This is a genomic window from Pseudonocardia autotrophica (assembly GCF_003945385.1).
Lineage (GTDB): Bacteria > Actinomycetota > Actinomycetes > Mycobacteriales > Pseudonocardiaceae > Pseudonocardia > Pseudonocardia autotrophica.
This window is the reverse complement of the sequence record NZ_AP018920.1, coordinates 792850-805984: the sequence shown is the minus strand read 5'-3', so window position 1 is coordinate 805984 and position 13135 is coordinate 792850. Positions and strand designations below refer to the sequence as shown.

General features: G+C 73.7%; 13 protein-coding genes. 4 read left to right on the top strand and 9 right to left on the bottom strand.

Translation table 11 applies throughout. The features are described 5' to 3' along the window. Positions 1–19 precede the first annotated feature (19 nt). Together Pdca_RS03935 and Pdca_RS03930 are read right to left on the bottom strand one after the other, a co-directional pair. Positions 20–826 carry an SGNH/GDSL hydrolase family protein gene (locus tag Pdca_RS03935; protein WP_125911252.1) on the bottom strand — a complete coding sequence of 269 codons (807 nt, stop codon included), beginning with the start codon at positions 824–826 and terminating at the stop codon, positions 20–22. Positions 827–943: 117 nt separating this feature from the next. Then, positions 944–2299: a glycosyltransferase family 2 protein gene (locus tag Pdca_RS03930; RefSeq protein WP_085915164.1), complete on the bottom strand. Its 1356-nt coding sequence runs from the start codon at positions 2297–2299 to the stop codon at positions 944–946. 139 nt (positions 2300–2438) lie between these two features. Here Pdca_RS03930 and Pdca_RS03925 point away from each other — a divergent pair, with 139 nt between their 5' ends. After that, positions 2439–2786 (top strand): tetratricopeptide repeat protein, encoded by a 348-nt coding sequence (locus Pdca_RS03925; RefSeq protein WP_085915163.1) that lies wholly within the window; start codon positions 2439–2441, stop codon positions 2784–2786. 54 nt (positions 2787–2840) lie between these two features. Here Pdca_RS03925 and Pdca_RS03920 read toward each other — a convergent pair whose 3' ends face one another. Next, entirely contained in the window at positions 2841–4367 is a 1527-nt protein-coding gene (locus Pdca_RS03920) for a glycoside hydrolase family 16 protein (protein ID WP_125911251.1), read from the bottom strand. A 336-nt stretch (positions 4368–4703) separates the two neighbouring features. Next, positions 4704–5927 (bottom strand): MFS transporter, encoded by a 1224-nt coding sequence (locus Pdca_RS03915; RefSeq protein WP_085914512.1) that lies wholly within the window; start codon positions 5925–5927, stop codon positions 4704–4706. A 93-nt stretch (positions 5928–6020) separates the two neighbouring features. Between Pdca_RS03915 and Pdca_RS03910 the strand changes: the two genes are divergently transcribed. Then, positions 6021–7208: a THUMP-like domain-containing protein gene (locus Pdca_RS03910; RefSeq protein WP_125911250.1), complete on the top strand. Its 1188-nt coding sequence runs from the start codon at positions 6021–6023 to the stop codon at positions 7206–7208. A gap of 1 nt (position 7209) precedes the next feature. Here Pdca_RS03910 and Pdca_RS03905 read toward each other — a convergent pair whose 3' ends face one another. After that, a complete protein-coding gene (locus Pdca_RS03905) occupies positions 7210–7665 on the bottom strand; it encodes a VOC family protein (RefSeq protein WP_085914510.1) in 456 nt (151 codons plus the stop codon). Positions 7666–7706: 41 nt separating this feature from the next. Further along, positions 7707–8231 carry a GNAT family N-acetyltransferase gene (locus tag Pdca_RS03900; protein WP_232021404.1) on the bottom strand — a complete coding sequence of 175 codons (525 nt, stop codon included), beginning with the start codon at positions 8229–8231 and terminating at the stop codon, positions 7707–7709. A 59-nt stretch (positions 8232–8290) separates the two neighbouring features. Between Pdca_RS03900 and Pdca_RS03895 the strand changes: the two genes are divergently transcribed. Beyond that, on the top strand, positions 8291–9319 hold the full coding sequence (locus Pdca_RS03895) for an NAD(P)-dependent alcohol dehydrogenase (RefSeq protein ID WP_232021403.1): 1029 nt from the start codon (positions 8291–8293) through the stop codon (positions 9317–9319). A 92-nt stretch (positions 9320–9411) separates the two neighbouring features. On the opposite strand, the gene Pdca_RS03890 is transcribed toward Pdca_RS03895, so the two are convergent. From Pdca_RS03890 to Pdca_RS03880, 3 genes are read right to left on the bottom strand one after another with little or no spacing between them, the layout of a single operon-like run. Then, a complete protein-coding gene (locus Pdca_RS03890; protein WP_085914509.1) occupies positions 9412–10161 on the bottom strand; it encodes a hypothetical protein in 750 nt (249 codons plus the stop codon). Further along, positions 10158–11048, bottom strand: coding sequence for an ABC transporter ATP-binding protein (locus tag Pdca_RS03885; RefSeq protein WP_085914508.1), 891 nt, complete (start codon positions 11046–11048; stop codon positions 10158–10160). Before Pdca_RS03885 ends, Pdca_RS03890 begins: the two co-directional genes overlap by 4 nt. Next, a complete protein-coding gene (locus Pdca_RS03880) occupies positions 11045–11407 on the bottom strand; it encodes a GntR family transcriptional regulator (RefSeq protein WP_085914507.1) in 363 nt (120 codons plus the stop codon). Before Pdca_RS03880 ends, Pdca_RS03885 begins: the two co-directional genes overlap by 4 nt. Positions 11408–11625: 218 nt before the next feature. On the opposite strand from Pdca_RS03880, the gene Pdca_RS03875 reads away from it, so the two are divergent. Continuing rightward, positions 11626–13089 (top strand): amidase, encoded by a 1464-nt coding sequence (locus Pdca_RS03875; RefSeq protein WP_085914526.1) that lies wholly within the window; start codon positions 11626–11628, stop codon positions 13087–13089. The last annotated feature ends 46 nt before the right edge of the window (positions 13090–13135 follow it).

Below are 13135 nucleotides of genomic sequence, written 5' to 3'. Positions count from 1 at the left end.
CGTCCGGCGACCCGGCGGGTCACATGGCGGAGAGGACCGCGCGCAGCAGCACCACCTGGCCGACCGGGCTGGGGTGCAGGCCGTCGTCCTCCCAGAACTCCGGCCGGACCGGGACGGTGCTGAGATCGATCGCGTCCGGGTCGACGTCACGGACCACGGCGACCAGCTCGGGGAAGTCGGCAGCGTCCCACCACTCGCCGGTGAGCTCGCGGGTCGCGCCGACCCGGGCCGGGTCGACGGGCGGCGGCACCAGGAACCGCACGCGGGCCCCGGACTCGGTCTCCAGCAGCAGGCGCAGCGCGCGCAGGTTCCGTGCGGTCTCCGGCGCGGACACCATCCGGACGCCGGTGGTCCCGCCCTCCCGCCGTACGTCGTTGCTGCCCAGCATCACCAGCACGCGGGTCGGCATCCGGGAGACCAGTACCGGGCCGAGCGCGAGCGCCTCGGAGCTGGTACGCCCGGACAGCGCGAGCACCTCGACCGACGCGTCCCGCTGCACCCGCGGGACCAGCTCCGCGAGCAGCCGGGCCCAGCTCAGCCGGTCCGCCGAGATGGAGTCACCGACCACCACGACCCGCTCACCGGGGCGCAGCGCCATCCGGTGCAGCCCGGCCGCGACCGGGCGTTCGGTGAGCAGCGCGGCGGCGTCGGCCCGCACCCGCGCGGCCAGCCCGTCACGCACCCCGGACACGTCCGCCGGGTTCAGGCCGGCGGTACCGGCGAGCAGCCGGTCGATCGCCTCCTCCTGCACCCCGAACGCGGCGAACGCCGGCCACGCGGTCAGGTCGGCGTAGCGGATCAACCGGTACATCAGCTCGTCGTCCACGATCCCCTCCCGGTGCGAGCATGCCGCCCCGCGGGTCCCGCGGTGATCGCCGGGGTCCGGTTCCGCGCTCACCGTTCCCCCCGGGGGGGGGGACGGCGAGGTGAACCGATCGTGAGGTCAGGCCGGCTGGGCCGTGCGCGGGCACGACGCGGCGCGCGGCTGCGGCATACCGGTGACGGTGGCGCCCGCGGTCCGCTCGGCCTGCTGCGCGTTCGCCCGCGCCGCGGCCCGCCGGATGTGCCCGGGGACCGTGCGGGAGCGCTCCGCCAACAGCAGCGGCGGCACCACTCCACCGGCGTGCCGGACCGCGCGGCTCTTGCGCAGGTAGGCCCAGCCGCCGCGGGCGAACCGGGAACCGCGCTGCGCCAGACCTGTCTCCGGCATCGCGTCACCCGCACCCGCCTCGCGGGCGGAGATGTGCCGCAGCCGGGCCAGCGCCGCGGGCAGCCGGCGCAGCGCGACGGCACGACCCTGCGGGGACAGCGCGACCTTCGTGAGGAAGCTTCCGAGCCCGAGTGCGTAGCCCTCCATCTGGGCGGCCAGCGCCTGCTGGTCGGGACGGTGGTGGTGCCACAGGTAGGCGCCCGGGACGTAGCCGAGGACGTGCCCGGCCAGGATCATCCGGACCAGGAACTCGCAGTCCTCGCCGCCGTGGGTCGGCGTGCCCGGCCCCATCGCCTCGTCGAAACCGCCGACCGAGCGGGCCGCTGCGGCGCGCACGGCGAGATTGGCGCCGATGCCGAACAGGCCGGGTGCGAACGGGAAGATCGGGGAGTCGACGGGCGGGTCGTCGAGCGAGAAGCGGCGAGCGGTGAAGCCCTTGTTCCAGGCCAGTGCGACGTCGGCGGCGCGCTCCTCGGCGCTGCCCAGGCGGGCGGCGAGGACCGGGCCGGACACGCAGGCCAGCTCGGGATCGGCGGCGAAGGCGCCGGCGATGCGCGAGGCCCAGCCCGGGTCGACCTCGGTGTCGTCGTCGGTGAAGGCGACGAGCTCGGTGCGGGCCTCGGCGAGACCGCGGTTGCGCCCGACCGAGGCGCCACGGCGGGCCTCCCGGACGTAGCGCACCCGCGCCGAGTCCGCCGCGGCGACGACCCGTTCGGTGAGCTCGTCGTCGGGATCGTTGTCGACCACGATCACCGACAGCGCCGGGTGATCGGAGGCGAGCACCGCGGCCAGGCAACGCGACAGCGAGTCCGCCCGGTTCCGGGTCGCGATCACCACGGTGACCGGGTCGGCCGCGACCGGCGCCCGCTCGACGAGGCCGGGCGAGCCGAGGGTCGACACGGCGGCGTCGAGGTCGGCAGCACCGGCCCGGCCGTCGCGCAGCGGCACCGTCACCTGACCCTGCGGAGTTCCACCCACCGTCACCAGCAGGCGTGCGGCGCCGAAACTCGCGTCGACCACGAGGTCGCGCGCCGGAGCCAGCCGGTCCAGCTCGCCCACCCAGGTCGGTTCGTCCGGTGTCGTCGCCATGTCCCCATCGTGCGCGTGACTCGCTGTGATGACGCTGAGATGCGACGTGGTCCCGTTGTCGCCCTGGTCACGGGAACAGAACGGGTCCTCGTCCGGTTGTGGTTGACGTATCAACTGAATGCGGAGGGAGGCCGGAACGATGAACCTCGAGATCCTGCCCTGGACGGCCGGCGAGCCAGCCGATCCCGCCGCCCGGTGGGAGCGCGCGACGTACCTGTTCGACTCCGGCGACCACGTGGCGGCCTCCCGGCTGCTCGTCGAGCTCGCCGACGCCGAGCCGGACGCCACCGCGGTACGGCTGCTGCTGGCGCGGGCCTACTACCACTCGGCCCAGCTCGGCCGTGCCGAGTCGGTGCTGCGTGAGCTGCTGGAGCAGACCCCGTCCGACGGCTACGCACATCTGCTGCTCGGCCGGACGCTGCAGCGGCGCTCCCGGCACGACGAGGCACAGCCGCACCTGCGGCTGGCCTCCGCACTGGGGAGCTGACGAGCGGGCCGCTCGTGCGCAGGATGCGCACGAGCGGCCCTCGGCTCGGCCGGCTCAGTCCGTCCGGGCGGCCTCGTCGGTCTGCTCAGGTCGGTCGGCCTGGTCGGCCTGGTCGGCCCCGACAGCCTGATCCGGTCCGTCGGCCTGGTCCGGTCCGTCGGCCTGGTCCGGTCCGTCGGCCTGGTCTGCGTCGTCGACCCGGTCGGCATCCTCTGCGTCGTCGTCGAGCGAGTAGATCCGGACCCAGTCGATCTCGTAGGTCGCGGGCTGCATGTTGCCGCCGAAGAAGTTGTCCAGCTGGATCGTCAGATGTCCGCTGGGCATGTCCTGGATGTTCTGCCTGCTGCCCCGCGCACCACCGGAGAAGCTGAACCACTCCTCACCGTCGATGAAGCCCTTGACGTGATCAGGGGTCCACTCGAAGCCGATGTTGTGCCACTCGGTCAGCGGCTCGCCGCAGTCCTGCTCGCGGACGAACTCCTGCTGCACCGGCCCGGGAGCGTGCGGGTAGTGGATGAAGGCCTCGACGCACTTCTCACCGGGGGCCATGTTCTCCAGGAAGTCGTACTCGCCGTCCTGCGGCCAGCGGTTCGACTCCGGCCAGATGATCAGCAGCGGGTGGTACTGGCGGCCGTTGTTCCGGCCGTGTCCCTCCGAGCGCACCCGGGCCTCCCAGCGGCCGTACTGCTGGTTGAACCGTGACGCGATCCAGGCCGAGTCGCCGTTGGCGAGACCGGTCTGGACGAGCTTCTCCCCATCCACCGTGGACCGGCTGGCACACCGGCCGCCGTTGCCGTCGTGCCCCGGCCAGCACTCGCCCGCGTGGTGCCAGCGCTCCGGGTCCGGCGGGCCGACGTAGTCGAACTCGTCGGACGCCGGGAGCGGGGTGCCCCAGCCGTGTCGCTCGGCCGCGGTCTCGGCCGGTTCGTCGGCGGCATCGGACGGCTCGGCGCCGGCAGCAGGATCGTCCGGGTCCTGCCCGGAGCCGGGCTCGTCGGCCGGATCGGCCGGGTCCGCAGCCGGACCAGCCGGGCCCGTCGGGTCAGCCGGGTCCGCCGGGCCTGCCGGGTCAGTGGGGTCCGCAGCCGGACCGGTCGAGTCAGCGGGTTCCGCGGCCGGGTCGGTCGGGTCCACTGCCGGATCGGCCGGATCGACGCGGTCGTCTGCCGGGCCTGCCGGGCCGGCTGCCGGATCGACGGGACTCGCGGCACCGGCCGGATCGGCGGGATCCGCGGCCGGGTCCACAGGATCCGCGGGACCGGCGGCGGGACCGGTAGCCGGGCCCGTGGCCGCCGCGGTACCGGCCGGCGCCGGATCGGCCGGATCGGCCGGATCGGCCGGTGCCCCGCCCGGATCGGTCCGGTCGGCGGGATCCGCAGCCGGGTCGGCCGGATCGGCACCGTCGGCCTCGGCGCCGCGCAGCCACGAGCCATCGCGCAGCGCGGACCCCGAGACCCCGGCCTGCCCGCTGCCGTCGTCGGACCACTGCCCGGACACGGCGGGTGTCCGTTCCGGTGGCACGCTCGCCCCATCGGCGAGCGCGATCCCGCTCCCGGTGAAAGCGAGAACACTCGCTGTCACGACCGCCGTCGTGCCGATCACTGTGCGTCGTGCGAGTCCGCGCCTCATGGCTCCGATCCGTCCCCGTCCGTGTCCGGCTTGTCCGATATCGCGGACGCTATGTGCGGACCGCGCCCATCGACCACGCGAGCCACCCGACGGTGCGGTGAGCTCACCCGGACGGGCGTCCCCCACCGCGGGGCCTCAGGGCCGTCGGGCGTCGGTGAGCGGTCGCCGGCGCGGGGCGGGCGGGAATCCGGGGGCCACGGTGAACGGCTGTGAACAGCGGGTGGCACGTGGTGGGCCCCGTCCGGGTGTACCCGAGTGCGCCGTGCGTGACCCGCCGGCCGGCCCGGCTCAGCGGGCGGCGGCGCCCCGGCCCGGCAGGGTCTCCGGTGCCCGCCACCACACCAGCGCCGCCGCCAGCGACAACACGCCGGTGAGCGCGAACGCCGGCCCGTACCCGACGCCCTCGGCGAGTGCACCCGCGATCAGCGGCCCGCTGATCGCGCCGAGATCGGCCGACATCTGGAACCCGGCGAGCACCGACCCGCCCCGGCCACGCTCGCCGATCACGTCGGCCACCGCGGCGTTCAACGGCGGGTTGAGCAGCCCGCTGCCCAACCCGGCGACCAGCGACAGCACCAGGAACAGCCACGGCGAGGCGGTGTAGCCGAGCAGCGCGGTCGCCGCTCCGGACACGGCGAGCCCGGTGATCAGCGGCGGACGCCGCCCGAGCCGGTCGGCGATCCGGCCCCCCGGCAGCAGGGTCAGCGCGTTCCCGGCGGCGAACACCGCGAGCGCGATGCCGCCGAACGCGTCCTCCCGGCCGAGCGACTCGACCACCACCAGCGGCACCAGCGCGATCCGGACGCCGAACACCGCCCAGCCGTTCGCGAAGTTCCCCACCAGCGCCGCCCGGTAGGCCCGGTTCGGCAGCACGTCCCGGAACCGGGCGCTCGGCGCCGCCTCCTCCGGTACCGGCCCGTCCGGGCTGCGCAGCATCCGCCCGCCGACGGTGAGCACCAGCACGAGCAGCCCGGCGTAGATCAGGAACGGCGCACGGATGTCGATCGCGGCGAGCGTCCCGCCGAGCAGCGGGCCCGCGATGTTGCCGAGCAGGAATCCGGTCGCCCACAGGCTGGTGGCGCGCCCGCGCTGGGCCGCCGGGGACAGCCGGACCAGCAGCGACACCGCCGAGATCGTGAACATCGTGGAGCCGACACCGGCGATCAGCCGCAACGCGATCAGCTGCCAGTAGGCGGTCGCGAACGCCAGTCCGCCGGTCGTCGCGGCGACCACGGCGAGGCCCCAGACGAAGACCGGGAGCTCGCCGAACCGGCTGACCACCGACCCGGCCATCGGTGCGAACAGCAGCCGGGAGAGCGCGAAGACGCTGATCACCGCCGACGCCGCGGTGATCCCGACGTCGAAGGACCGGACGAACGCCGGCAGCACCGGAGCGACCAGACCGAACCCGATGGCGATCGCGAACGACGCCCCGACCAGTACGTAGATCTCGCGGGGAAGCCGGGCGCCTCGCGCCGGTACACCGGGGACGCGGCCGTCCTGCTCGACCACGATCCCCCCTGTTCCCCGAACCCGGACCGACGGTACGCGCGATCCGGAACCCGGGACGCAGCCGGTCCCCCGCCGTCCGGGAAGGTGGTCGCCGTGGAGCACGAGCAGACCGCGTGGCTGGACCGGCTCGCCGGCCCGGAGGGAACCGCCCTGCTGGACCGGCTGGCGGGTACCGACCGCTCCGGCACCGCGGCCCTGCGGATCGGTACCGCGCTGCGCCGCGAGCACGACGCCTCCCTGGTCGCCGACGCGATGGCGCTCGCCGACCTGCGCGACCGGGCCGGCCCGAAGTTCGCCCGCGCCGGGTCGATGTGGTTCACCCGGGACGGACTGGAGCAGGCCTCCTCGGAGGTGATCGCCCGCCACCGGGCCGCCCGCTACGCCGGACGCGGCCACCTGGCAGACCTGTGCTGCGGGATCGGCGGTGACGCCGGCGCGCTCGCCGCCGGGCGCGAGGTGACCGGTGTCGACCTGGACCCGGTGCACCTGTGGATGGCCCGGCGCAACGTCGCGGTGCACGGCGGGACCCTGCACCCGGTCCGGTCGGACGTCCGTGCCGCCGACCTGTCCGGTGTGGACGGGGTCTTCGTCGATCCGGCCCGTCGTTCGTCCGGCGGCCGGATGCGGACCGGCGACTCGGAGCCCCCGCTGGACTGGTGCCTCGGGCTCACCGCCCGGACCGACGCCGTCGGGATCAAGGCCGCGCCGGGCATCGACCACGCGGTGGTCCCGCCCGGCTGGGAGCTCGAGTTCATCGCGCTCGGCCGGGACCTGAAGGAGGCGGCGCTGTGGTCACCCGCGCTGGCCGGGAATCGGACCCGGGCGAGCGTCCTCGCCGGCGACGGCACCGCACACGTGCTGGCCGGCGAGCCCGACCCGGACGACGGCGACACCGGCGTGCCGGTCGTCGAGCCGGGCCGTTGGCTGCTCGACCCGAATCCGGCCGTCACCCGGGCCGGGCTGGTGACGGCGCTGGCCGGCACCACCGGAACGTCCCGGATCGACCGGCGGATCGCGTTCCTGACCGCCGACGACGAGCCACCCGGCACACCCTTCGCGCGCACCCTGCGGGTGATCGACTCCCGGCCGTGGGACCAGAAGCGGCTGCCCCTGCTGCTGCGCGATCTCGACGTCGGCGCGGTGGACGTGCGCCGCCGCGGCCTCGCCGGTGACGTCGACGCCATCGCCCGGAAGCTGCGCGGGCGCGGATCGAGGCGGGCGACCGTCGTCATGACCCGGGTCGACGACCGGCCGTGGGGCCTCGTGTGTGTGGACCCGTGAGTCAGCCGCGGCCGGGGAAGTAGATGAACTCCAGCGCGATCCCGTCCGGGTCGCGGAACTCCAGCGTCGCGTAGTCGGTCGGGTCGGTCCGGTCGACGACGCCCTCGTGCGGCACCGACAGGGTGTCCAGCCACGCCGCCCAGCTGTCGAGGGTGTCCCGCGAGGCGACGCCGAACGCCAGGTGATCGAGTGCGCCGCGGTCCGGGCCCCCGTCGCCACCGGTCGGTGCGTGCAGCTCGATCATGACCCCGGTCGCCGAGTCGAGCAGCAGGGCCGCCTTCTCGTCGTCCGGCACCGGATAGCGGGAACCGCCGATGCCGTGGTGCGGGAAGGTCATCGGCAATCTCTGCAAACCCAGCACCCGCTGATACCAGGTGGCACTGGACTCCACGTCGGTCACGACCGCCGAGACGTGGTGGAAGCCGGTCACGGCCGGTCGTTCGATGCCCGCACCCATCGGCACCTTCTCCTCGTCCGGCCGTCATGTACGGCCTGAAGTCAATCGGTCGGGCCGACCCCGTGTCCAGGTCCGCGCCGCTGCACATGATCGACCGTGGCTGTCGGCAGCGTCACGGCGCCCTCCCCGCCGGGCTCCGGATCGGCTCCGAGAGCGCGCAGCAGGCCCAGCGCGGCGACGTTCGACGCAGTGGTCCGCGCGACGAGCGGTACACCCGATCCGGGTCCGGCCGCGGTGGCGAGCAGCTGCCGGACCGCGGCCGTACCGGCGCCACGGCCGCGCGCCCCGCGGGCGAGCCAGATGCCCAGCTCGGTGTCGTCCGGGCCGGGTTGCAGCCGCACCGCACCGGCGGCGCGGCCGTCCACCCGGATCACCCAGGTGCGCTCCACCGGGGCGGGCCCCAGTGACCGGCTCCGGTGGAACGCGAGGAACCCGGAGCGCAGCGCCGCGTCCCAGACCGCACCGGGCCCGGCGGGCATCACCTCGCCGGGGTCGGCGCCGCGCACCGCCGCGTCGAGCAGTTCCGCCAGCCCGCGCTCGTCGAGCGGGTCGATCCGCACGTCCACCGGACCATCATCACCCACCGGACGAGCGGTGTGCCGGTTCGCGTGCCACGGTCGGTGCTGTGACCGCGAGCGTCGAGGTGCCCGAGTCGATGCGGTGCAGCGTGCTGCGCACCGCCGGTGAGCTGGAGGTGCAGGAGCGGGCGGTGCCCCGGCCGGGGCACCGGGAGGTGCTGGTCCGGATCTCCGCCGTCGGCACCTGCGGATCGGACGTCCACTACTTCCGGCACGGCCGGATCGGCCACTTCGTGGTGCGCGATCCGCTGGTGCTGGGGCACGAACCGTCCGGCCGGATCGTCGCGGTCGGCACCGGGGTGGACACCACACGGATCGGGCAGCGGGTGTCGCTGGAGCCGGGCGTGCCGTGCCGGCGCTGCCGCTACTGCCACACCGGCGCCTACAACCTGTGCCCGGACATCACGTTCTTCGCGACCCCACCGGTGGACGGGGCATTCGCCGAGTACGTCGCGATCGCCGACGACTTCGCCCATCCGGTGCCCGATCACGTCTCCGACGACGCCGCGGCCCTGCTGGAGCCGCTCTCGGTGGCGATCTGGGCACACCGCCGGGCCGGGACCGGGCTCGGGTCCCGGGTGCTGGTCGCCGGGGCCGGCCCGATCGGGCTGCTGGTCGCGCAGGTCGCCGCGGTGCAGGGGGCGACGGAGGTACTGGTGATCGACCCGGACCCGGACCGCCGGGCACTGGCCGGGGCGTTCGGCGCGACCGCGGCGCTGGACCCGGCTGTCGACGACCCCCGCGATCCCGATGTGGACATGGACGTGGACGTGTTCGTGGACTGCTCGGGGGCCGCCCCCGCGGTGCTCGGCGGGCTGGCGGCGGTGCGCCCCGGCGGGGTGGCCGTGCTGGTCGGGATGGGTGCCGACGAGATGACGTTGCCGGTGTCGGCGCTGCAGTCCCGCGAGATCACCCTGACCGGCACCTTCCGCTACGCGAACACCTGGCCTGCGGCGGTGGCGCTGGCGCCGTCGGTGGACCTGGACCGGCTGGTGACCGGGCACGTCGACCTGGACCACGTCGGCGATGCGCTGTCCCCGGACCCGGCGCAGGTCAAGGTGATGGTCCGGCCCTGACGTGCGTGCGCGGCCCGGCACCACCCCCCAGTGGATGCCGGACCGCGCACGGTGCGACCGGGTCCCCGCCCGGCCGTGGATCAGGGGCCGGATCAGGGCTGCGCCCGTCGCAGCACCAGGTAGCCGCCCACCAGTGACAGCGCCGCCAGGATCAGCGGGTAGCCGGCGAGGAGCAGGATCGTCGGCGTCTCCACGAAGAACATCCCGAACGAGAGCCACGCGTCCTGCCAGGTGAAGTACATGACGATCGCCGCGACCACCACGAGCAGGCCCACGCAGACCGCCCAGACCCCGAACTGTCCCCAGCGCCGGAACACGGCTCCGATCGCGACGAACGCGAACGAGATCGTCATCAGCGGGACCCAGTAGGCGAGCACCTGGAGGAACAGGTTGGGCTGCCCCATGAAGAACATCTCGAAGAACTGCACCTGCAGTCCCCAGCCGCCTGTCCATCGCTCGACCTGCAGCAACAGCGTCAGGAAGACCGCGCTCAACAGCGTCTCGGCGGCCACCAGCAGGGTGGTGCCCAGGTAGAAGTGTCGCCGGGTGATGCCCAGGCTGAGCCCGAACGGCATCACCTGGGTCATCAGGGCCAGATACGTACTGGCCACGATGAAGTAGAACGACGACAGCGCGCCGGTGAATCCGTTCGGTTCGCCCCCGGCGTTGGCCCGGATCACCCACCAGATCGCCTGGTGCACGATGAAGATCGCGGCGAGGATCAGCCACGCGCCGAGCACCCGCCCCCGGAAGGCGACGGTGCTGAGGCGGGCGGCCGCGAGCACCCGGTCGGTGCCGGAGAACGCCGGCTGCGACGTCGGCTCTGCGGTTGCGGCGGTCATGACAGGACCTCCCGGTCGAGACGGACTCCGGAGCTCTGCTGGGTGGTCCGGACGACGAGCTGCTGCAGCGAGACCGGCTCGAACGACAGGTTCGGCTCGGAGGTCGCCGGGCGCGCACCGGACAGGGTGACCCGCAGGAACCCGCCGAGCTGCTCGCGGTGCAGCTCGACGTGGCCGCGGGCGAACCGCTCGACCGGCTCGACCGGCCCGGTGACGACGATCGCGCGGCCGCGCAGCGCCTCGGCCTCCTCGTCGATCAGGATCCGTCCGTTGTCGATCAGCACGACGTGCTCGATCAGGTCGGACACCTCATCGATCAGGTGCGTGGACAGCACGACGGTGCGCGGGTGCTCGGCGAAGTCGGCGAGCAGGTGGTCGTAGAACATCTGCCGGGCAACCGCGTCGAGACCCAGGTAGGGCTCGTCGAAGAAGGTCAGCGGCGCCCGCGAGGCCAGCCCGATGATCACCCCGACCACCGAGTGCTGCCCACGGGAGAGCTTCTTGCAGGCCCGCTCGACCGGCAGCCCGAACTCCTCGACCAGCTGGTCGGCGAACGCCTGGTCCCAGTTCGGGAAGACGTGCCGGGCGGCGGCGAGCACGTGCCGGCCCTTGTAGTCGTCCGGGTACTTCAGGGACTCCCGGATGAAGCAGGTGCGGGCGAGCGCCCTGGCGTTCTCGTAGGGCTGCTCGCCGAAGATCTCGGCGGTGCCCGACGTCGCGAAGTTCTGTGCGGTGAGGATCTGCATCGCGGTGGTCTTGCCCGCGCCGTTGCGGCCCAGCAGCCCGTGGATGCGGTTCTCCTGCAGCGCGAAGCTGACGTCGTCCAGTGCGGTCACGTCGCTGTAGCGCTTCGTGACGCCGTGCATGGCGGCGGCGATCACACTCATCGGTCGTCCCCCCAGACGTCGATCATCTTCTTGAGCTGCTCCGCATCGATCCCGATCTTGCGGGCCTCGATCACGAGTGGAGCGATGTACTGCCGGGCGAAGTCCTCCCGGCGGCTCTCCAGCAGCCGGGTCCGCGCCCCTTCGGCGACGAACATGCCGATCCCCCGTCTCTTGTAGAGGACACCCTCGCTGACCAGCTGGTTGAGCCCCTTGGCCGCGGTCGCCGGGTTGATCCGGTGGAACGCTGCCAGCTCATTGCTGGACGGGACCTGGGTCTCCTCCGAGTAGGTCCCGTCCACCACCGCGGAGGCGATCTCCTCCGCGATCTGCACGAACAGTGGGCGGCCGTCGTCGTTCACGGTGACCTTCCGGTGCTGTAGTGCGGTGGCTCATTAGTCATGTAATGAACCATAGAGCTGACGAAGCTCGTCGTCCAGTCCTGATCTATTTCCGTTTCTACTTATATAAGTCGGTGCATGCCGATGCCAATCCGATCGCGACACCGGCCCGGATCGCCGACACTGTCGGCACCCGCCGTCCGGCACCGGCCGGCGGAGCAGGCGGAGGGGGAACCGGCATGACCGATACCGAGCCGACCTGGCGGAGCGCGGGCGAGCTGGCCGGCGATCTGGCCGCACGCCGCATCTCGGCGGTCGAGCTGGCCGACGAGACGATCGCCCGTATCGAGCGCCTCGACCCGGCGCTCAACGCGGTGTGTGTGCCGGACTTCGAGCGGGCCCGCCGTGCCGCCGTCGACGCCGATGCCGCACTCGCCCGCGGGGAGCGACGACCACTGCTCGGCGTACCGCTCACCGTGAAGGAGTCGTTCCGCGTCGCCGGGCTGCCCTCCACCTGGGGCCTCACCGAGCACCGCGACGCCGTCGCCGACACCGATGCCGTTGCCGTGCAGCGGGTCCGCGCCGCCGGGGCGGTTGTGTTGGGCACCACCAACGTGCCGCCGCACCTGGGCGATCTGCAGACCTTCAACGACGTGTACGGCACCACCGTCAACCCGTGGGACCACGACCGCACACCGGGCGGATCCTCGGGCGGGTCCGCCGCCGCGCTGGCGGCCGGCTTCGGGCCGCTGTCACTGGGCTCGGACCTCGGCGGATCGCTGCGCTACCCGGCGCACTGCTGCGGGGTGTACGCACACAAGCCCTCACTCGGCCTGCTGCCGCCGCGCGGGCACACCCCTCCGGGACTGCCCGCCCTGCCCACGGAGCACGATCTCGCGGTGATCGGACCGATGGCCCGCACCGCCGCGGATCTCGATCTGCTGCTCGACGTACTCGCCGGCCCGGACGAGCTCACCGGGGGCGTCGCCTACCGGCTCGCGCTGCCGGCGGCCCGGCACACCGAGCTGCGCGGTCACCGGGTGCTGGTGCTCGACGGGCATCCGCTGCTCCCCGGCTCGGCGCCGGTACGGGCCGCGATCGACGGGTTCGCCGAGGCGCTGGCCGGCGCCGGCGTCACGGTGCTGCGGGAGAGCCCGCTGCTGCCCGATCAGGCCGAGTCCGCCCGGATCTACATGCGGATCCTGCATTCCGGTCTCGCCGCAGGGTTCCCGCCCGAGGCATACGACCGGGCCCGCGCCGACGCGGCGCTGGTCGCCGACGACGACCGCAGCCTGGCTGCCGAACGTGCCCGCGGCGCCGTGCTCAGCCACCGTGACCGGGTGGCCGCCGAGAGCGGGCGCGAGCTGATCCGGCAGCGCTGGCGGGAGCTGTTCGCCGAGTTCGACCTGGTGATCGCGCCGATCGCGCCGACCACGGCCATCCCGCACGACCACAGCGACCTGACCGACCGGCGGATCACCGTCGACGGCGTCGAGTACCCGTACTTCGACCAGCTCGCACCGGCCGGCACGGCGACGCTCCCGGGCCTGCCGGCGACCGCCCTGCCCATCGGGCTGTCCGGCGACGGCCTGCCGATCGGGGTGCAGGCCATCGGGCCGATGTTCGGCGACCGCACCACGATCGCCTTCGCCCGGTTCGTCGAGCGCGAGTTCGGCGGTGCGATCCGGCCGCCCGGGGTCTGAGCGGGCTCTCCGGGCGCGGGCCGTCCGGCCCGGAGTCGGGCGCCCG